Genomic DNA, 20189 nt, shown 5'->3' on the forward strand with positions numbered 1-20189 from the left:
CAATCGATCCGCATTTATACACTATTACAACATTTGTTGTCAAATAGCATGAGTGTGAACCACCCGGAGCCATGCTGCTCCGGGTGGTTTTTACCTCAATTCAAACGGACATTTTCAAGGGACGTACGCGCCCTTGGCGTGCAACGACTGCTCGGCGATGGCGAGCTGCTCGACCGCGTCGGCGCCTTCCAGCGCCAGCAGATGCGCGACCAGCGATTCGGTAATCGCGGTCGCCGCCACCAGCGACGGAAAGAACGACGGGCTCTCGTGCGAAAAGATCAGCACCTTGTCGGCATTCAGCGCGATCGGCGAGACCGCGCTGTCGGTAATGGCGATCAGCTTGCTGCCTTTTTCCTGCGCGGCTTCGGCCACGCGCGCCGCTTCCACCGAATACGGCGCAAAACTGACGACGAGGGTCGCACTATCGCGCTCGACCGAACGCAACTGCATTTCCAGCGTGCCCGCTTCACCGTTGATCAGCGACACGGACGACCGGAACAGCCGATACTCGTAGACGAACCCGAAAGCCACCGCATAACAGGAACGGAAACCGGCCACATGCACATGCGGCGCGCGCCGTAACAGGCGCGCCGCCTCCACGATCGCGCGACCGTTGTGCGCGGCGGTGACCGCGAGATTGTGCTGTTGCGCGGCCAGCAGATCGATAGCCAGCGCGTCTTTCGATTTGACCAGCGAGCGGGCGCGGCTGGTCAGGGCTTCGGGCCGCGTGCGCACGCGCGCGACGAACAGGTTGCGCAATTCGTTCCAGCCGGGGAAACCGAGTTGCTGCGACAGGCGCACCAGCGAAGCCGGTTGCACCTGCGCACGCTCGGCCACTTTGCGCATGGACGAGACCGCGACCTCGTCGGGATGATCGAGCAGGAAACCCGCTCCCATCTGGAACTGCGGACTCAGTTCGGAAAAGCGCGCCCTGATCAGGGCGGCGAGCTGGTCGAAACTGTCTGGCATGCGGATGTACCGGGCGAACGGCCGATGAGGATGACAACAAATGTTACCACCCGGCACATCGCATCCAACATTAGTGACAACACGGTTTTACCGCCGATTTACAACAGCGCCACCACCCGCACATCGCCCTGCTCGGCCGACGCAACCACCTTCTCGCCAATGCGGCGGAACGTGATCGACACCGACGAATCGCCGACCCGCAGATCGCCGACTTCGAGCCAGTCGATGCCTTCGGGCAGCATCGGCTGTTCGATCAGCACTTCGCGGCGCTCGGCGTCGATCGTGATGCCCAGACACGCTTCGAGCATCATGAACGGCGAGCCCGCTGCCCAGGCTTGCGGCAGACACGCAACCGGATACGCGGTAGGCGGCTCGCCGCGTCGCCGCGGAAAACCGCAGAACAGCTCGGGCAAACGCATGTCGAAATTCACCGCCGCCTGGAACAGCGCCTGCAGAAGCCGAACGGCGGCCGCTTTACCGCCGTAGCGCGACAGACCGCGCGCGCACAGCGCGTTGTCGTGCGGCCAGACCGAGCCGTTGTGATACGCCATCGGGTTGAAGCGCGCCTGGCTCGCGGCCAGCGTGCGCACGCCCCAGCCGGTATGAAACAGCGTGGAGTCGAGCGCGCGCACCACCGCTTCGCCGCGCTCCCGCGCAGGCAAACCGAAGGCCAGCAGATGGCCCGCGTTCGACGCCATCACGCGACACAGTTCGCCGTGACCGTCGAGCGCGATGCCGTAGAACCCGGACTCTTCCATCCAGTACTTTTCTTCCACGCACTGACGGATTTTTTTCGCGCGTTCGCTGTAGTGCTCGGCCGGTTCGTGCAGGCCGCGCAGCTTCGCGAAGTGCGCCATCGTGTCGAACGCGGCGCTCGCGTAGGCCTGCACTTCGACGAGCGCAATCGGGCCGTCGGGAAAGCGGCCGTCGGCATGAAACACCGAGTCGTGGCTGTCTTTCCAACCTTGATTCGCCAGACCGCCGTCCGACTCGCGCTGATAGTCGAGCAGGCCGAAACGGTTCTTGTCGCACACGCCCGCGACCCACTGCGCCGCGCGCTCAAGCGCCGGCCACAATTCGTCGATCAGCGCGAGGTCGCCCGTGCGTGCCGCGTAGGCGCCGGCCAGCACGATAAACAGCGGCGTAGTGTCGACGCCGCCGTAGTACAACGCGAACGGCACTTCACCCGTGGCGGCCATTTCGCCCTTGCGCATTTCGTGCATGATCTTGCCGGGCGCGGCGTCGCGGAACGGCGAGTTTTCACGCGCCTGATGCTCGGCGAGAAAACGCAACACACCGGCCGCCAGTTGCGGCTGCAACCACAACGTCTGCAGCGACGTGATCACGGCGTCGCGACCGAACGGCGTCGAGAACCACGGAATGCCGGCATACGGATACGGACCGGTGGCGAGGTCCGTGGTCAGTAGACCCAGGTCGGCGAGCGAACGGTCGATCCATGCGTTGAACAGCGGATTGCTCGAACGTACCCTCGCGGTCACGCGACGGCGCTCGCGCATCACGAGGTGGGCGTCGACCAGCGCGGCGCGCACCGCGGCGCGGCCGACGCGCGGACGCTCCGCGTCGATCTGCGACATGTGCGCTTCACTCTGCGCGTGAGTGGGCTGGGAGACTTCGGCGGCGGGCTTGCCCGCTTGCGGCACGACCTGCACCGCCACCGACAGATAAATCGACACGCACGCCTGCGCCGGCAGCTTGACGGTGTAATCGGCACGGTCGGCGAACAGCTTGTCCGGTTCCGGCGAGAACGCGATCTGCACGTTGCGCGCCACGTCGTCGAGACCCAGATAGCCGAGCAGCACCTCGCGGTTTTCAATCCGTGCGGGTTCGATGCGGCCTTGCTTGTCGCGCTTCAGGCCGCGCACTTCGAACATGTCGCGGAAGTCGCTGGCGAACGAAATGGACAGCGGCACGGTAGCGTCGCTGGTGCCGTAATTGGTGAGTTCGATCGCTTCGTTGAGCACGGTGCCCGACAGCACCCGCACGCGCTCGACGTGGATCACGCCCTCCGGTGTACTGTCGCCGCCGAGCGGCGGCAGCGGACGATTGGTCAGATGCGCGGTGAACGACGTGTTGTCGCTGCTGACACTGCCCGACAACAGCGACGGCGCGCGGCCGCCGAAGGTCAGCCGCAGTTGCGACAGCACCCGCGTGTCGTTGACGAACAGGCCGTCGTCGTGGCCCGTGATATCGCCGAGCGGATCGTTGACGATGAAGGTGTCGCCGGACTTCAGCACATGCTGGGCGGCGCTCGCGACGTTGAGATTTTCCGTCGGGATGAATGCGCCGTCCGGCTCGGGTTCGTGATGATCGATTCCGCCCGAAAGGCCGCCGAGGGCTTCTGGCTGCTGCATCAGAGTCACTCCTATGGGTTCGCTTGTGCGTTCATGGTGCGTTCGGTGTCCCATCCGGTTGCTGCTGGGACCAGCCCGGTCGCTTCCGATTGTAGAGGGTCTACCCGCGTCAGACGAACTTATCACGGCGGAGTTTCGGATTTTTTTCCGTGGCACAGGACGTGCAGGGTTTTCGCGGCGGCGGCGGCAACGACGCAACGCAGCGCCGGCAGCGGCCATAAAAAAAGGCGCGATCGCTCGCGCCTTTCATCGGCTTACTTCCGGTGAACGGAAGTAATTGTTTCAGCCAATCGTCATGCACCACACGATTGCTTTACCGCTGTGCCAGCGGCTTCGCTTCACGTTGCGTCTCGCCCACGAACAGCTGACGCGGACGACCGATCTTCTGTTCCGGATCGGCGATCATTTCGTTCCACTGCGCAATCCAGCCGACCGTACGCGCCATCGCGAAGATGCACGTGAACATCGCGGTCGGAATACCCAGCGCGCGCTGCACGATACCCGAGTAAAAGTCGACGTTCGGGTACAGCTTGCGCGACACGAAGTAGTCGTCTTCCAGGGCGATCTTTTCCAGCGCCATGGCCAGCTTGAACAGCGGGTCGTCGTGCAGGCCCAGTTCTTCCAGCACTTCGTAGCAGGTTTCGCGCATCAGCTTGGCGCGCGGATCGTAGTTCTTGTAGACGCGGTGACCGAAACCCATCAGCTTCACGCCGGAGTTCTTGTCCTTCACCTTCGCGATGAATTCGGGAATGTTCTCGACCGAGCCGATTTCTTCCAGCATGTTCAGCGCGGCTTCGTTCGCGCCGCCGTGTGCCGGCCCCCACAAACACGCGATACCGGCCGCGATACACGCGAACGGATTCGCGCCCGACGAACCAGCCAGACGCACGGTCGAGGTCGACGCGTTCTGTTCGTGGTCCGCGTGGAGGATCAGGATACGGTCGAGCGCGCGCACCAGCACGTCGTTGACCTCGTACTCTTCGGCCGGATTGGCGAACATCATGCGCATGAAATTCGCGCTGTACGACAGCTCGTTCTTCGGATAAACGAACGGCTGACCGACGGTGTACTTGTACGCCATCGCCACCAGCGTGGGCAGCTTCGCGATCATGCGAACCGCGGAAATGTCACGATGCAGCGGATTGTTGATATCGAGCGAGTCGTGATAGAACGCCGACAGCGCGCCGACGGCCGCTACCAGAATCGCCATCGGGTGCGCGTCGCGACGGAAGCCGCGGAAGAAGAAATGCATCTGGTCATGCACCATCGTGTGCTGCGTGACGGTCTCGACGAACTCTTCCTTCTGCTGCGCGGTGGGCAATTCGCCTTTCAGCAGCAGATAGCAGGTTTCGAGGAAGTCGGCGTTTTGCGCCAGATTGTCGATCGGATAACCGCGATACAGCAGCTCGCCCTTGTCACCGTCGATATACGTGATTTCCGAATTGCAGGCCGCCGTCGACATGAAGCCCGGGTCGTACGTGAACTTGCCGGTCTGGCCGTAAAGCTTGCGGATGTCGATTACGTCCGGCCCGAGCGAGCCTTGATAGATCGGCAGATCGATAGTCTGGTCGCTGTCGGAAAAGCTCAGCGTTGCGTGTGTCTTCGAGTTCATCTACACGTTCCTTTTACTGTCACATCGCACACGTGCCGGCATGCTCGATCGTCACAGCGTGCTATGACCGGGTTGGCATGCTCAGGCTCCGCTTCGCATTCTAAGGTCCAGAGGGGCCTTCATTGCGACGATTGGCCGCAACAATCCATCTCGACTGGCGCAACATTCGTTGCCGCGGACGGCGCTGAAACGCACGCCGGCAGGCTGCGCGAAAACGCGTCGTGCAACTATTTACAAGCGCCGCTGAAATGAAAGCTAGCGCGCTCGTTGCAACAATGTTTTGCGGTAGTCAAGCTGCGCGGGCGGAATCCATCTGCGATACTGGCTTCGTGTTTTGCTTCCCCTGCGAACACATGCTGTCTTTGGCCCGCCGGTTGACGGCGGGCCTTTTTAATCGGCCAGAACAAAGGAAGGACCCGATGAACGCCTCTCTCGAAACGCTGTTTCCGGACCATGTCCACAACGAAGACAACATCGTCACTGCGCTGAATCATCAGGACATCGTGGTCGCGTTGTCAGCAGCGCTGAAGACGCAAGATGTAGCGGTACTGCACATGCTCTACCCGCGCACCGACGCACGCACCCATCGCAGCCTCGACGCGCTCGTCGACGTGTTGCACGGCCACGGCCTGCACGAAGTCGCGGATCTGATCGCGCAGGAAGCGCACTATCTGCTGTTCAAAGACCCGGTGAAAGCGTGGAAAGCGTTCCACGAAATCCGCAACGACTCGCTCGCGATCGGCGTGCATCTGTACTACCACGGTCTGGTTGGCGAAGCGGCGGAACTCGCGCTCGACAAAGACGCCCATCGCAAAGCTTGAGTTTTTTGCAGGCTTGCCGCGCGTTCAACCCGCGTTGATCGCACCGATAAACTCGTGCACATAGCGATTGAACGCGGACGGATGCGCCAGGTTCATCCCATGCGACGCGCCGCGCACCGTCTCGCGGCGCGCATCCGGCAACCATTCCTGTAATGCGTCGGCGGCCCGGCGGAACATCAGCGGGCTCTTTTCGCCATCGATCAGCAAGACCGGGCAGCGAATTTCAGTGGCTTCGTCGCGCACATACGCCGGCAACGGATCGCGGAATTGACGCGCGAGCGTGTGCGCGTTGTCGGTCGCCATCTGCCGGAAACCCGGCGTGCTCATCGCCCAGAAGCCAGGTCGGCTCACCGAGTCGACGAACAGTTGCAAGCCGGCTTCCACTTCCCCCGTTTCAATCAATTGCGCGGCTTTGGCGCGTAACGCGTTGACCATTTCCGGCAAGCTCGCGGGCGGACGCCCGGCAATCTGCAGCGGACCGCCCGGATCGGCGAGCGTCAAAGTGCGCACTCGCCCAGGGTGACGTCGCGCGAAATGGTAGGCCACGCAGCCGCCGCGCGAATGCCCCACCACGTGCGCGGGCCCCATGCCGAAACGGTCGATGAATTCAGCGACTTCGTCCGCATGTTCGCTCCAGCTGAACGGCAAGTCGGGTTCGGTATCGGTCACTGGCCAGTAATGCGTGAGACTCACCGCGACGCAGCGGTAATGCTTCGACAGTCCCGCGAGTTGCGGTTGCCAGTAACGGAGATCGCACAGCGAGCCATGCACGAACAGCAGCAACTCGCCTTCGCCGGCTTCGACGTAAGGCATGCGCAAACCGCTTTGGAGTTCGACAAAGGAAGACGACGACGGGGACGAAGCGGAAACAGATTGATTCACGGGTGGTTCACGGACAGCGCGGCGACGCGTGGATTCAGCGTTACCGGCTTGAAATTGAATTGAAAGAAAAAGCGAGTCCGCGTCCCTGCAAGTGGGACGCGTGGCGTATTGTCACACAGCCACTCGAACCGCGTGGCAGGTGTTCAACGCGATGCAGCGGTGCTGCACTCAGCGTGGGGTCCGGATTGCGCCACCGGCAATCGCGATGGCAACGACGCGGGCGGGCCCGCGCCGGCTCATTCGTACGCGAGATCGTCGAGCAAACCGGCGCTCGCCGCCGCGCCCGCGCCACGTACTGCGCAGGTGAGCGGTTCGTCGGCGACGCGCACCTCGAGTCCGATTTCATTCGTCAGGCGGCGACTCAGATTGCTCAGCAGCGCGCCGCCGCCGGTCAGCACGATGCCGTTGTTCGCGATGTCGGTCACCAGTTCGGCCGGCGCCTGTTCGAGGCCGCGCTTCACCGCGCCGATCACCTGGCGCAGCGGGCCTTCGATCGCATCGGCGATATCGTGGTTGCTCAACTGGACCGTGCGCGGCAAACCGTCGTCGACACTGCGACCGGTCGCGTTCATATGTTCGGCCGGCACGTCGCGGATGGCCGAACCGATACTCTTCTTGACATGCTCAGCGGTCTGCTCACCGAGCAGCACGCCGTACAGATTGCGCACGTAACTGATGATCGCCATGTCGAAGCTGTCGCCGCCGACGCGAATCGAGCCGTTGTACGCCATGCCGCCGAGCGCGATCACCCCGACTTCGGTGGTCCCGCCGCCGATATCCACCACCATCGAACCGGTCGCCTCCGACACCGGCAAGCCCGCGCCGACCGCCGACGCCAGCGATTCGCCGATCAGGCTCACCTTCCACGCGCCCGCCGCAACCGCTGCTTCCTTGATCGCGCGACGTTCGACCTGGGTCGCGCCGGCCGGCACGCACAGCGTGAACGCGGCGCGGCGGCTGAACAGCGGCCGTGGCCGCGCCATGTCGACGAATTGGCGAATCATGTGTTCGGCGGCGGAGAAGTTGGCGATCACGCCGTGGCGCATCGGCCGTACCGCTTCGAGGTTGCGCGGCGCGCGGCCGAGCAGTTGACGCGCCTGAGTGCCGACCGCGGCGACGCGTTGCGCCCCGGAAGCAGGCTGTTTCTCGAAGCAGACCACGGACGGCTGATTCAGCACGATGCCGCCGTCGTCGGTATAGATCAGGGTATTGGCCGTGCCGAGGTCCACCGCCACGGCATGACGGAACAGGCGATCGAAAAGCGGGTAATGCGGCGTCGGTTTGGCCATAAGAAGGCTCTGTTGTGTCGTTATCCGCCCATACCGGGCAGTCTGAAAAGTGCGCCCCCGGTCACCCGAGCCGCGTGGCACGCCCAGCAGGACGTAACGCGGTCCGCGCGGCGGGGGTGATTTTCATGCTAATGAGCTATTAACGGCAAGCAGATCGAAATCTTTAGGGCCACTTTTCAATCGGGGCCGTGTCAGCCGCGCGACAAAGCGCCCAATGCGTGCTCCAGCGCTTCCTGGCCGAGCGCGACGCCGTCGGCATTGATCGTATGACCAATGCCTGGCAGCGCGTAGGCGTCGACCGTATAACCGGCGTTGCTGAAGGTGTCGGCGGCGTATTCCAGTTCCTGCACCGGGATCACTTCGTCGTCTTCGCCGTGGATCAGCGTGAGCGGCGTGCCGTTGTGCACCGTGACCACCGACGCGAGCCGCCCCGAATACGCAACCACGCCGGCCGCGCCCTCCGCGCTGGTCGCCACGTGATGCATCGCCATGATCGAGCCTTGCGAGAAACCCACCAGTGCAAGCCGGTCGAAAGCTACGCGCCAGTGCGCGAGTTCCGCGTCGAGCACGGTGCGCAGTGCCGGATAGGCGGCGGCGACGCGTGCTTCGCGGTTGCCTTCGTTGACCTCGCGCAGGCTGAACCATTGGCGGCCGCCGAAGCCGCCGTCGAATGCGTCGGTGCCGTCGAGCGACGTGAACGCGACGTCCGGCAGACTCTCGCTCCAGATGTCCGCAAGCGGCATCAGATCGCGCGCGTTGCTACCGACGCCGTGCAACAGCACGACGAGACCTTTGGCCGGCGCCGTTGCCGGTGCGCGCCGCCAGCCGTGTTCGAATTGCTCCCAGGCCATATCTGATCCCTTGTTTCGCTGATGTTTCGTGTTGTGTGGTTCCGCACGCGACGGCCTTGCCTGGCAGCCTGCCGCCATGTGCCCGTACGGCTTCAGCCGCGAGCATACGCTGCCCGCTTTGTTTCCGCCGCCCTGTCTGCGGAGTTCGACGACGCCCGGGCGTGATTGCGGGTATGCTTTTGCGAGCATCCGGCCGTCTCGCCGCGGCGCCAGCCGCGCGGGCGTGGCAGGCCATCAGCGGCAGGCCATCAGCGGCCCCGTCGCCGCATCCCGATCTGGAGAATCCGTTGAGCCAGCCCTCGTCCGCGCCTGCCTCGGCGTCACCGCCACCGCCCGCACCGCCACCGCCACTTCAAGGTGGCCGACTCGTGCTGGCGACCATCGCCGTCGCGCTCGCCACGTTCATGAACGTGCTCGACACGTCGATCGCGAACGTTGCGATCCCAACCATCTCCGGCAACCTCGGTGTCTCGGTCGATGAAGGCACTTGGGTCATCACCGTGTTCGCGGCGGCTAACGCCGTGTCGATTCCGCTGACCGGCTGGCTCACGCAGCGCATCGGCCAGGTGAAGCTTTTTGTCGGCGCGATTCTGGCGTTCGTGCTCGCTTCGTGGTTGTGCGGCATTGCGCCGACGCTGCCTATCCTGCTGCTCGCGCGGATCTTCCAGGGCGCGGTGGCCGGCCCGTTGATTCCGTTGTCGCAAGCCATTCTGCTCGGCTCGTATCCGAAGGAGAAATCGTCGACCGCGCTCGCGCTATGGGCGATGACCGCGACCGTCGGCCCGATCGCGGGCCCGGCGCTTGGCGGCTGGATCACGGACAGTTATAGCTGGTCGTGGATCTTCTATATCAACATTCCGGTCGGCATCTTTGCGGCCGGCGTGACGTGGATGATTTATCGCACGCGCGAGTCGCCCACCCGCAAGCCGCCTATCGACGTGGTGGGGCTCGGCCTGCTGATCACCTGGGTCGCGTCGCTGCAGATCATGCTCGACAAAGGCAAGGACCTCGACTGGTTTTCGTCGCCGGTGATCGTGATTCTCGGCATTACCGCGCTGATCAGTTTCGCGTTCTTCCTCGTGTGGGAATTGACCGAAGAACATCCGATCGTCGACCTGAGGCTATTTCAGCAGCGCAATTTTCTCGGCGGCACGATTGCGATTTCGGTCGCGTATGGTGTGTTCTTCGGCAATCTCGTGCTGCTGCCGCAATGGATGCAGGAGTACCTGAACTACCGCTCGGTGGATGCCGGCCTCGTCACCGCGCCGCTCGGCATATTCGCGGTGCTGCTCGCGCCGGTCATGGGCCGTGTGCTGCCGCGCTCGGACGCGCGCGTGATCGCCACGCTGGCGTTTATCGGTTTTGCGATCGTGTTTTACATGCGCTCAAAATACGTGGTCGAAATCGATACGTGGCACCTGGTGCTGCCCACGCTGCTGCAAGGCATTCCGATGGCGCTGTTCTTCGTGCCGCTGACGTCGATCATTCTGTCCGGCCAGCCACCCAGCAAAATTCCGGCTGCCGCGGGTTTGTCGAACTTTGCGCGGGTGTTTTGCGGTGCGGTGGGGACGTCGATCGCGGGCAACGAGTGGAACAACCGCACGGTGCTGCATCATGAACGGCTCACCGAGCAGGCATCCGTCACCAACCCGGTGTTCAATCAGCAGATCGAATCCACGCAGACGCTACTGCATCTGAATACGCAATCGGCGCATGCGCTGTTCGATTTCACCGTCAACACGCAAGCGGCGATGATGGGCCTGAACGATATTTTCTTCGTGTCGGCGGTGATCTTCATTCTGATCATTCCGCTGATCTGGATCACGCGGCCGGCCAAGGGTGGCGGCGGTGCGGATGCGGCGGGCGCGCATTGAGGGTGTGAGCGTCAACCCGAGCGGAAATAACGCGCCGGCGTGTCGCCGAAAACATCGCGGAACACCGCGATAAACGACGACACGTCCTGATAGCCCACATCGAGCGCTACCTGCGTGACGCTCGCACCGGCGCCGAGATGTTCCAGCGCGACCAGCAAGCGCAACTGCTGACGCCACTGACCGAAGGTCTGGCCCGTTTCCTTGACGAACAGACGCGCCGCCGTGCGCGCGGTCACGCCCGCGCTCGCGGCTAACTCGTCGAGTACCGCCGACACTGTCGGGTCGGCGTTCAACGCGTCGGCAATCTGCCGGATGCGCGGATCGCGCGGCCAGTTCAACCCGAGCGGCGCGGCGGGCACGCGCGCGAGGCGATCCAGCAGCACTTGCAGAAGGCGTTTGGCGGGCTCATCGTAGGGTTGGTCGTAGTGCAGTTCCGCGGCGGCGGTCAATAAAGCTTCCACCAATCGATCAGGCGCGATCGCGCCGCTTTGCGACGGTAGCGGCGCGGCGTCTTTGCCGGCGTACAGCGAAACAAACTGAACCGGACGGCTGGCGGACAGGCGGTGCATCACGTCGGGCATCATCCACACCGCGTGGCCGGGCGGCGCCACCCAACGTCCCGTTTCCGTGCGCACCGTCAGCACGCCTGCGCTGACGTGAATCAACCGCGCGCGCCGATACGCCCGCCAGGGTTCATCCAGCGCGTCATGGCGCTCGCTGACCACGAATGGCGTCGGCTCGACGAGGTCTGGATCGAAAGCTTCCATCAGGCGTCCGTTTTGCCCGGTTATGGGCGGAAAGGCAGCAAGATTAGCATAAGCCGTGCGACGGCCTACCCTACGCGTTTGCGACCTGGCCGCGCCTTCCACGCAGGTCCCACTTGGGCGCCCTTGCCAGTAGAATCGCGGCTTCAACGGTCCGAGCCCAATGAACTACGCATCCATCCTCGAACAGATTCACCGCGATCTGCAGCCTTATCTGGGCACCGGCAAGGTCGCCGATTACATTCCCGAACTCGCCAACGTCCGCGCCGACAGCTTCGGTATGGCGATCGTGACGACGTCGGGCGACGTGTTCCGCACCGGCGAAGCCGACACGCGCTTTTCGATTCAAAGCATCTCCAAGCTGTTCGCCTGCACGATGGCGTTCCGGCTACTCGGCGACGCGCTCTGGCAGCGCGTGGGACGCGAGCCGTCCGGCAACGCATTCAACTCGCTGGTGCAGCTCGAAGCCGAGCAAGGCAAACCGCGCAATCCGTTCATCAACGCTGGCGCCCTGGTCGTGACCGACGTGTTGTGCCGCCGTTTCGTGCAGGCCGAAACCGCGCTGGTCGAATTCATGCGACGGCTGACCGGCGAAACCGGCATCGACTACGATTCGCGCGTCGCGCAATCGGAATTGCAGCACGCGCACCGCAACCGCGCGATGGCGCATTTCATGGCGAGCTTCGGCAACATGGAGATGCCGCCGGAGGTGGTGGTCGACGCTTACTGCCGTCAATGCGCGATCTCGATGAGTTGCGTCGAGCTCGCGAAAGCGGCGCTGTTCCTGACTAATCATGGCGTGGTGCCGGCTACTGGCGAGCGGATTCTGGATACCAGTTCGGCCAAGCGGCTTTCCGCGTTGATGCTGACGTGCGGCACCTATGACGCGGCGGGCGATTTCGTCTATCGGGTCGGCTTGCCGGCGAAAAGTGGCGTAGGCGGCGGGATCGTGGCGGTGCTGCCGGGCGAGATGGCGGTGTGCGTGTGGTCGCCAGGGTTGGATAGCAATGGGAATTCGCTGGCGGGGGTGCTGGCGCTTGAGTGGTTGACCACGTTTACGGGGCAGTCGATTTTTTGATTTTTATCGACTGCGTGGGGCGTGATCGGCTTCGCCATCACGCAACACGCTGTGGCGTTCGCTGTTTTATCTGGCGCGCTTCACCCGTTCCGCCAACATCCTCCGATCCCCTCGCGTTCGTTCATGTCGTCCTCGAACTCGGTGTAACCCGAGTTGAATCCATCTATTGTCTAAATGACGTGCCGGCTTTGCTACCTGGCGTCCAGTAGCACGCGCGCCGTCGACCTGCCCTGCCTCGCTCCCGCCGCTTACCACGAACACGTTCGTTGCCCCTGAATTTGTCGATACCACCCAAGCAAGCATTCCAGACCGCCTAAGCGATTTTTCGACGCATAAGTGCCGCCTTTTCAATGACATTTCGTCATGTGACCGGAGCGGCGAACGGTCATATCGCAAAAAAGATGTTTGACAAACTATCTTTAGATATATATCTTACGATGCATCTTAAGACACAAACGGAGCGCCCAAGATGCGTCATCATCACCGTTTTTCCCGTTCGCGCAGCGCGGACGACAGCATCCATACCGGCCCTGAACGTGCGTCGCTGCATGCGCTGTGGCACGCGTTCACCCGCCAGCACCCTGAGTATCGCGGTGAACGTCGCGAAGGCGTCGAACGCCGCCACGGCGAGCGCGGCGAGCGCGGCGAGCGGCACGAGTTTCAACGCGATGCCGAAAGCCATGGGCGTCATCACGAGTTTCATCGCGACGAACGCAGCCATCGTGGCCATCACGCCTATGCTGATGAAGGCCACGGCCGCCACGACCGCCACGAGTCGCGCAGTGAAACCCACGGTCGCGGTCACACCCATGGTCACGGCCACGCCCACGGCCACACCCACGGCCGCCGCGGCCACGACCGCCTCTCACTCCACGCGTTGTGGCACGCCGTCGGCGGCCACCATGAGCATCGCGGCGGCGGTCGTGGCGGCCGCTTCGGCGGAGGTGGTGGAGGTGGCGGCGGCGGTTTCAGCGGCGACGGCGACGGTTTCCCGCGCGGCCGCAAATTCAGCTCCGACGACCTGCAGTTGCTGCTGATGTCGTTGATCGAAGCGCAGCCGAGCCACGGCTACGAGCTGATCAAAGCGCTCGAAACGCGCTCGAACGGCTTCTACACACCGAGCCCCGGCATGGTCTATCCGGCGCTCACGTATCTGGAAGAACTCGGCTACGTGACGGTACAACTGGAAGGCAATCGCAAGCGCTACGAATTGTCGGACACGGGCCGCGACTATCTGGCCGCCAACCGCGACCGCATCGACCTGATGCTCGCGAAGCTGAGCCATTTCGCCCGCAAGATGGATTCGGTGCGTCGCGCGTTTGCCGGCGAAGAACCGGCCGACATCAGCGAAGGCGGCTGGCTGCCCGAGCTGACCGAAGCGCGGCGCAAGCTGAAGAACATGCTGGTGCTGCGTGGCAACGCGTCGGCCGACGAACAGCGCCGCATCGCCGTGATTCTGATGCGCGCGGCGAGAGAAATTGAAAGCGACATCAAGCCCAGCAACGACAACAACGAGCAGAGCGGCGAACAGCCCACCTCTTGAGATCGCACCGCCCGTCCCCGCAATACGCTTGTCCCCGCGATCCCCGCGAGAAGCCGCCGCCCCCGTGCGCGCTCTCGCGTCAACCGACCCACCGCAACCCTGTTGCATCGCACCGAATGAGCGCTGAAACGCTAATTCGAATCGATACAACCCGGTTGCATGGGACCCGAGGCAGCGCTGAAGTGCTAACCCGGGTCGACACAGGAGCAACCCTCTATGCTGACCAATGATCACCGAGCCGACCTGACAGTCCAGCGCGTACGGCATCCCTTGAAGTTCCGTCTGCTGCAGGTCAAGCAGGTAAATGCGCTGACCCCGCACCTGATCCGCGTCACCTTCACGGGCGACGATCTGCACGACTTCGTCTCCGCTTCGTTCGACGACCACATCAAGGTGTTTTTCCCCGAACCCGGCGCGGACCGACCGGCGCTGCCGGAAGCCGGCCCCGACGGTCCGGTGTTCCCGGCCGGCCAGCCGCGTCCGACCGCGCGCGATTTCACGCCGCGCCGTTTCGACCGCGACGCGCGCGAGCTCGACATCGAATTCGCGATGCACGAAGCGGGCCCCGCCGCCACGTGGGCGGCGCAAGCCAAAGTCGGCCAGTATCTCGGCGTCGGCGGGCCACGCGGTTCGCTGGTGATTCCTACCGGCTTCGACTGGCATCTGCTGATCGGCGACGACACCGCCTTGCCGGCCATCGCTCGCCGCCTGGAGGAACTGCCGGCCGGCACGCGTGCCGCCGCCGTCATCGAAGTGGCCGATCCGTCCGCGCGCATCGAGTTCACCACCCGCGCCGAACTGCATCTGGTCTGGTGCTACCGCAACGAAACAGGTTATCGCGGCGAGCCGCTGCTGCAAGCGGTCCGCGAAATCTATCTGCCCGAAGACGGCGAAGGCTACGTGTGGGCCGCCGGCGAATCGGCGACGATGCGCGCGGTGCGCTATCACCTGTGCACCGAACGCGGCGTCGACAAATCGCGCATTCGCGCGGCCAGCTACTGGAAACAGGGCGCCGTGGCGGTTCACGAAAACCTTGATGACTGAGCCAAAGCGCCGCGCGATAATTCGCACGGCGTTTCGGCATCGAGCGGCGCGTGTCGGACAACAACAACTACAACGAGGAATCATTCGATGTATTCAATCAGCAGCAAACACGAGCGCCATCTGCTTTGGCTGCTCGCGCTGACGCAGTTCACCATCATCATGGACTTCATGGTGATGATGCCGCTCGGCCCGCAGATCATGCACACCTTCGCGATCACGCCGGCGGCATTCGCCACGGCCGTATCGGCGTATTCGTGGTGTTCGGGTCTGTCGGGGCTGTTCGCGGCAACCTATATCGACCGCTTCGACCGGCGTCGCCTGCTGCTCACCGTGTATGCGCTGTTCGCGCTGTCGAACCTCGCCTGCGCGCTCGCGAGCAGCTTTCCGCTGCTGCTGGCGGCACGGGCCTTTGCGGGCCTCACCGGCGGCGTACTGGGCTCGGTGATCATGGCGATCGTCAGCGACGTGATTCCGGTGAATCGCCGCGGCGCCGCGACCGGCACGATCATGACGGCCTTCTCGCTCGCCGCGATTGCCGGCGTGCCGGCCGGCGTGATGCTGGGGGCGCACTTCAGTTGGGCCGCGCCGTTCTTTCTGCTGGTGGTGTTGTCGGTCGTGGTCTGGGTGGTCGCCCAGAAGCAGGTGCCGTCGCTTGCCGAGCATTTGAGCCGGCGTCCGCCGCCGCTCGCCGAAGTGCTGCCAGATCTGTGGCGGCTCCTGAGCAACCCACGCCACCTGAACGCGTTCGCGCTGACCCTCGTCATGATGGTCTCGCACATGCTGGTGATTCCGTTCATTTCGCCGGTGCTGGTCGCCAATCACGGTGTAGCGCCCGAGCAGTTGTCCTGGCTGTACATGGCGGGTGGCGCGGCGACGTTCTTCACGTCACGCCGGGTGGGCCGTCTCGCGGACCGCTACGGCACGCGGCGCGTATTCCGGGTCATGGCGGTGCTGTCGTTCCTGCCCGTGCTGTTTGTCACGCATCTGCCGGATTTGCCGTTCTACGGTTTGGTGCTATTTTTCCCGTTCTTCATGGTCCTGCTGTCCGGGCGGATGGTGCCGATGCAGGCGCTGTTGACCACCGTGCCCGAGCCCGCGCGGCGCGGCGCGTTCCTCAGTGCGAACAGCGCGATTCAGGCGCTGAGCATGGGCTGCGGCGCGTGGTTCGGCGGCTTGATGTTGAGCAATTCGCCGACCGGCCGGATCGACGGATACGGCACCGTGGGCGTGGTCGCGGTAGCCATTGCGTCGATCGGTTTGTTCTGGGTCTCGCGCGTGCACGGCTCGAAACATAATGCACCGCCGCCCAGCGCGTTGCCGGTCGACGCGATCGGAGAAAGCTGATCTACTGGCCGCTCCGCGTTTCTGGTCCAAAGCATCCAAAGCGTGGAGCGACTCGCTCACCCGGAAGAATCCACGAGACGCACGTACATCGTCAATCGGTTTTACCCGTCAGCGCACGCCGCGCCGCTTCGCCTTCGGCACGCGAAGCCGAGTAGAAAACCCAGGCGCGGCCGATAATGATCTTCAGCATCGCGATCACCGGCACGGCGAGAAAGATTCCCGCCACACCGCCGAGTTGATCGCCGGCCAGCAGGCCGACAATCACCAGAAACGGGCTGACCTCCACCCCTTCGCTCATCAGATAAGGATTGAGCACGTAGTCCTGGAACAGCCGGTAGAGCACGATAAAAATCACCAGCCACAGCAGGTGCGGATAGCCGCTGAACACCGCCACCACCAGCGTGATCGCCACCGCACCTAGCGGTCCGGCGAACGGCACGAACTCCAGCAAACCCGCGCTCACCGCGAGCAGAAACGCGTAAGGCACGCCGAGCAGCGAGAACGCGACGCCGTAGCAGATCAACGTAGCCAGCGACAGAAACAGCAACGCTCGCACGTACTTCGACAACAGCACGTTCAGATCCGTGACGATCTCCGCCCACAAAACACGATGCCGGTCCGTCAGCAACGCGAGACACGCGTCGCGCATTTGCGGGCCTTCCTTGATCAGCAGGAAGCTCAGAATCGGAATCAGCACGAGATAAATCAGGTTGCTTGCCGCATGCACGACGCCGAGGCCGACGCTGCGCGCCATCGGCACGGCCTTGTCGGAACCGGTCTCGATCTGGCTGCGCACGAAATCCACGATCCGCTCGCGCAACGGCTCAAGGAAATGCGGCAACGGAAGACGATTGGGCACGTCCGACTTCATCAGCTCGGGCAGTTGCGCGAACAGATGGGAGGCCTGGTCCTGCAACTGAACGCCGAAGATCGAGCCGACCACCGCGATCACCGCGACCACCACGACGAACACCAGCGCGATCGACGCCACGCGCGGCACGCGCCGCGGCCGGATCCGCTCGACGAGATCGACCATCGGGTAAATCAGGTAGCTGAAGAAGACCGCGAACACGACCACCAGCACAGCGGACGAAGCGGTATAGATAACAAACAGCAGCAGCGCGATCAGAAACGCGGTCCAGACTTTTCTGGCCGTGGAAACGTCGAATCCCAGCATGAACCTTCCTCGAATAGACGATGAGATCCGGCGCCTCGAACGCGCCGGGAGCATCGGACAACCATCGGATCAATCAGGCACCGGCGGGGTTAAAACAGCGAAGCGTGCCGCGCGGCCGGTGCCGAACGCATCGGACGGCGCGACACACGCAAGCGTCACATCAGCTTGCCCAGCAGAAAACCGACGCCGACCGCGATCAGCAGCGCGCCGATCGGATTGTTGCGCGCAGTTTCGGCGACATGATCGACGCTGTCGCCGTATTTCGCCTGCGCCTTGCCGGCCAGTTGGCGGACTTTGCCTTCGGCTTGCAAATCCATATCGCCGGTGAGGCCGCCGACCGCGTCCTGCACCTTGCCTGCCGCGTCTTTCACGGTCCCTTCGAGCTGATTGGCATTCATCGTGTTTGTCCTTGAATAGAGTGAGCAAGCGGCCGGCGCCCGAAGGCGGCCGGCCATGACGGCCTCATGTGCCGGTAGTGCGATATCGGCCTAGCGCTTCACGCGGTCGCGCACCGCGTCCGCGGCCTCGCCGACCTTCGATTGCACCTTGCCGGCGAGCTTTTCCGCCGCGCCTTCGGCTTGCGTCGTGCGATTGCCCGTGACCTTGCCGATCGCTTCCTTCACGGAGCCCTTGACCTGTTTTGCCGCACCTTCTACGCGATTCTTGTCCATGACGGTTTCCTTGAAAAAAGTTGAGTTGCCAACGAGTTGCCGACTCAGGATTTCATTGTCCCGGCTCAATGCACCAGACGACAGCCGCGAATGCAGGTGATCGTCTGGTGCATTTGAGCCTCTCCTACGAGCCGTCTCCACCTACACCGCCTGACCATTCGCCCCACTTCGACCCGATCCACTTCAGACCAGGGCGAACATCAGCAGCACGATTCATTCCCGGACCGTTTCTCCGGCAAAAAAAACGCCTGAAACCCGCTCACGCGCCCTTCGCACCCTTTCTGCGCGGCGCACTCCCCTGAGCGAGCCCAAAGTGCCCGCGAGTCTGCGCCCACACAATCGCCTCGCCGCGACTATGCACGTCGAGCTTTGCGTAGATCGTGGCGACGTGGTTACGCACCGTGTTCGGCGCCAACCCCAATTCGCGCGCGATCTCCTTGTCAGCGAGACCGCCGCACAGGCAGGCGAACACGTCGCGCTCGCGGGCGGTCAGATCGGCGAGATGGCCGCCCGCGTCGGGCGCATTCGCGCGCCGCACGTTGACGAGCTTTTCGATCAGGGTCTGGCTGAACCACGAGGCGTCCTGCATAACGGTTTCGATCGCGGTCACCAGTTCCATTTCGGAGCGCTTGCGCTCGGTGATATCGAGCAAGGTCATCAACACGCAGTCCTTGCCGTGAATGCTGACCGCTTCCGCCGACACGAGGCAATTCAGCGTCTCGCCGCCATGGCTCTTCACCAGAAATTCGACGTTGCGCAAACTGCCGGATTCGACCAGCGCCGCGCTGATCCGCGCGCAGGCGTCGTCGGTCCAGAGCGGGCTCTGATCGAGCGGCTTGCCGAGCAATTCTTCGGAGCCGAAGCCGGTGGTCACGGTAAACGCGTCGTTGATATCGAGCGTGGTGTAGTCGTCGGCGACGAATAGCGCGGTGGATACCGGCGTCATCCTGAACGACTTCTCGAAGCGTTCCTCGCTCTGGCGCAGCGCGCTTTCCGCGCGTTTGCGCGGCTCCAGATCCATGAACGTGAACAGCATGCAGGCCTCTTCGCCAATATCGATCGGCTGGCCGGCCACCACCACGAACTTGGTGCCGCCTTCGGGCAGGCGCAGCAACGCCTCCATCTGCGGAATGGTCGCGCCCTCGCTGAGGCGTTCGATCGCGAGCTCGCGTTTATCAGCGCCTTCGAACACGTCGAGCTCGTACACCGAGCGGCCGATCACGTCCTCGCGCGCGTAGCCGGTCATCTCCAGAAAGCCGAGGTTGACCTTGATGTAGCGCTGGTCGCTCAGCCGGCAGATCACGGCCGGCGCGGGATTCGCGTTGAAGGTCTTTTCGAAGCGCTTCTCGGCGCTCGCCCATTCGCTGGCATCGTGCAGAATCAGCGCGAGACAGTCGGGCTCGCCGCGCGCATTGGTCAGCACGAGGCTGCGCACGCGGTGCACCCAGTTCACTTCGTCGTCGTGCGCGGGAAAAACTTCGACCACTACGTCGCTAAAGCATTCGCCCGCAACCACGCGCTCGATCGGATAACTGCCTTCCGGCAGCGGATGGTTATTGCGGTAGCGCAGCCGGAAGCGTTCGCGGTACTCGGTGACATCGGCGCCCAGTTGCGCGACTTCGGTGATGCCGTGCATCTCCAGCGCCGCCTGATTGGCCCAAACGATGGTCTGATCCGGCTCGACGAGAATCACGCCCTCGGTGAGCCCGGTGATGATCTGCTGCAACTGGCGACGATCGGTCTGCGAGCGCAGCACTTTGTCGTCCGGCGGCGGGGCGTCGTCCGAAGCGGGAGATTGCACCAGTGACGCCGGTGCAGCGGAAGTCGTGTCGGTCATTATGATTTTGCGCGCGCGAACCGTGCGCGATAGCCTGTCCAGACCGCAGAATCGCCGAAAT

General features: G+C 63.4%; 16 protein-coding genes and 1 pseudogene. 6 read left to right on the forward strand and 11 right to left on the reverse strand.

The genetic code is table 11. The features are described 5' to 3' along the window. Positions 1-114 precede the first annotated feature (114 nt). From FA94_RS29140 to gltA, 3 genes are all read right to left on the reverse strand, one after another. Positions 115-969, reverse strand: a complete 855-nt coding sequence (locus FA94_RS29140; protein ID WP_035557899.1) for a MurR/RpiR family transcriptional regulator — start codon at positions 967-969, stop codon at positions 115-117. A gap of 98 nt (positions 970-1067) precedes the next feature. Further along, the gene (locus tag FA94_RS29145) at positions 1068-3341 is read right to left on the reverse strand and encodes an amylo-alpha-1,6-glucosidase (RefSeq protein WP_035557902.1); all 2274 of its coding nucleotides are present in this window, start codon (positions 3339-3341) and stop codon (positions 1068-1070) included. Positions 3342-3654: 313 nt separating this feature from the next. Further along, positions 3655-4953, reverse strand: a complete 1299-nt coding sequence (gene gltA / locus FA94_RS29150; RefSeq protein WP_035557905.1) for a citrate synthase — start codon at positions 4951-4953, stop codon at positions 3655-3657. Positions 4954-5372: 419 nt separating this feature from the next. Here gltA and FA94_RS29155 point away from each other — a divergent pair, with 419 nt between their 5' ends. Then, on the forward strand, positions 5373-5774 hold the full coding sequence (locus FA94_RS29155) for a hypothetical protein (RefSeq protein WP_035557907.1): 402 nt from the start codon (positions 5373-5375) through the stop codon (positions 5772-5774). Between the two features lie 24 nt (positions 5775-5798). Here FA94_RS29155 and FA94_RS29160 read toward each other — a convergent pair whose 3' ends face one another. The 3 genes from FA94_RS29160 to FA94_RS29170 all read right to left on the reverse strand — a co-directional run bounded on the left by FA94_RS29160 (position 5799) and on the right by FA94_RS29170 (position 8796). After that, positions 5799-6587, reverse strand: coding sequence for an alpha/beta fold hydrolase (locus tag FA94_RS29160; RefSeq protein ID WP_035557910.1), 789 nt, complete (start codon positions 6585-6587; stop codon positions 5799-5801). A 305-nt stretch (positions 6588-6892) separates the two neighbouring features. After that, positions 6893-7945, reverse strand: coding sequence for a rod shape-determining protein (locus FA94_RS29165; protein ID WP_035557912.1), 1053 nt, complete (start codon positions 7943-7945; stop codon positions 6893-6895). Between the two features lie 191 nt (positions 7946-8136). Next, positions 8137-8796, reverse strand: coding sequence for an alpha/beta hydrolase (locus FA94_RS29170; RefSeq protein WP_035557914.1), 660 nt, complete (start codon positions 8794-8796; stop codon positions 8137-8139). 287 nt (positions 8797-9083) lie between these two features. Here FA94_RS29170 and FA94_RS29175 point away from each other — a divergent pair, with 287 nt between their 5' ends. Beyond that, a complete protein-coding gene (locus tag FA94_RS29175; protein ID WP_035563375.1) occupies positions 9084-10670 on the forward strand; it encodes a DHA2 family efflux MFS transporter permease subunit in 1587 nt (528 codons plus the stop codon). 11 nt (positions 10671-10681) lie between these two features. Here the strand turns inward: FA94_RS29175 and FA94_RS29180 are convergent, their stop codons facing one another. Further along, the gene (locus FA94_RS29180; RefSeq protein ID WP_081936380.1) at positions 10682-11440 is read right to left on the reverse strand and encodes an AraC family transcriptional regulator; all 759 of its coding nucleotides are present in this window, start codon (positions 11438-11440) and stop codon (positions 10682-10684) included. A gap of 157 nt (positions 11441-11597) precedes the next feature. Between FA94_RS29180 and FA94_RS29185 the strand changes: the two genes are divergently transcribed. The 4 genes and pseudogenes from FA94_RS29185 to FA94_RS29200 all read left to right on the forward strand — a co-directional run bounded on the left by FA94_RS29185 (position 11598) and on the right by FA94_RS29200 (position 16443). Beyond that, positions 11598-12512: a glutaminase gene (locus tag FA94_RS29185; RefSeq protein WP_035557919.1), complete on the forward strand. Its 915-nt coding sequence runs from the start codon at positions 11598-11600 to the stop codon at positions 12510-12512. A gap of 718 nt (positions 12513-13230) precedes the next feature. Next, positions 13231-14055, forward strand: a pseudogene (locus FA94_RS39605) (PadR family transcriptional regulator); the annotation flags it as partial. Between the two features lie 216 nt (positions 14056-14271). Next, positions 14272-15099, forward strand: a complete 828-nt coding sequence (locus FA94_RS29195; RefSeq protein ID WP_035557921.1) for a siderophore-interacting protein — start codon at positions 14272-14274, stop codon at positions 15097-15099. 87 nt (positions 15100-15186) lie between these two features. Next, positions 15187-16443, forward strand: coding sequence for an MFS transporter (locus FA94_RS29200; protein ID WP_035557924.1), 1257 nt, complete (start codon positions 15187-15189; stop codon positions 16441-16443). A gap of 91 nt (positions 16444-16534) precedes the next feature. Here FA94_RS29200 and FA94_RS29205 read toward each other — a convergent pair whose 3' ends face one another. The 4 genes from FA94_RS29205 to FA94_RS29220 all read right to left on the reverse strand — a co-directional run bounded on the left by FA94_RS29205 (position 16535) and on the right by FA94_RS29220 (position 20128). Further along, entirely contained in the window at positions 16535-17620 is a 1086-nt protein-coding gene (locus tag FA94_RS29205) for an AI-2E family transporter (RefSeq protein ID WP_035557926.1), read from the reverse strand. Between the two features lie 155 nt (positions 17621-17775). After that, entirely contained in the window at positions 17776-18018 is a 243-nt protein-coding gene (locus FA94_RS29210) for a CsbD family protein (RefSeq protein ID WP_035557929.1), read from the reverse strand. Between the two features lie 90 nt (positions 18019-18108). Further along, positions 18109-18291 carry a CsbD family protein gene (locus FA94_RS29215; protein WP_035557932.1) on the reverse strand — a complete coding sequence of 61 codons (183 nt, stop codon included), beginning with the start codon at positions 18289-18291 and terminating at the stop codon, positions 18109-18111. 259 nt (positions 18292-18550) lie between these two features. Next, positions 18551-20128, reverse strand: a complete 1578-nt coding sequence (locus FA94_RS29220) for a helix-turn-helix transcriptional regulator (protein WP_081936216.1) — start codon at positions 20126-20128, stop codon at positions 18551-18553. Between the last annotated feature and the right edge of the window lie 61 nt (positions 20129-20189).

The sequence above is a fragment of the Burkholderia sp. 9120 genome (assembly GCF_000745015.1).
GTDB lineage: Bacteria > Pseudomonadota > Gammaproteobacteria > Burkholderiales > Burkholderiaceae > Paraburkholderia.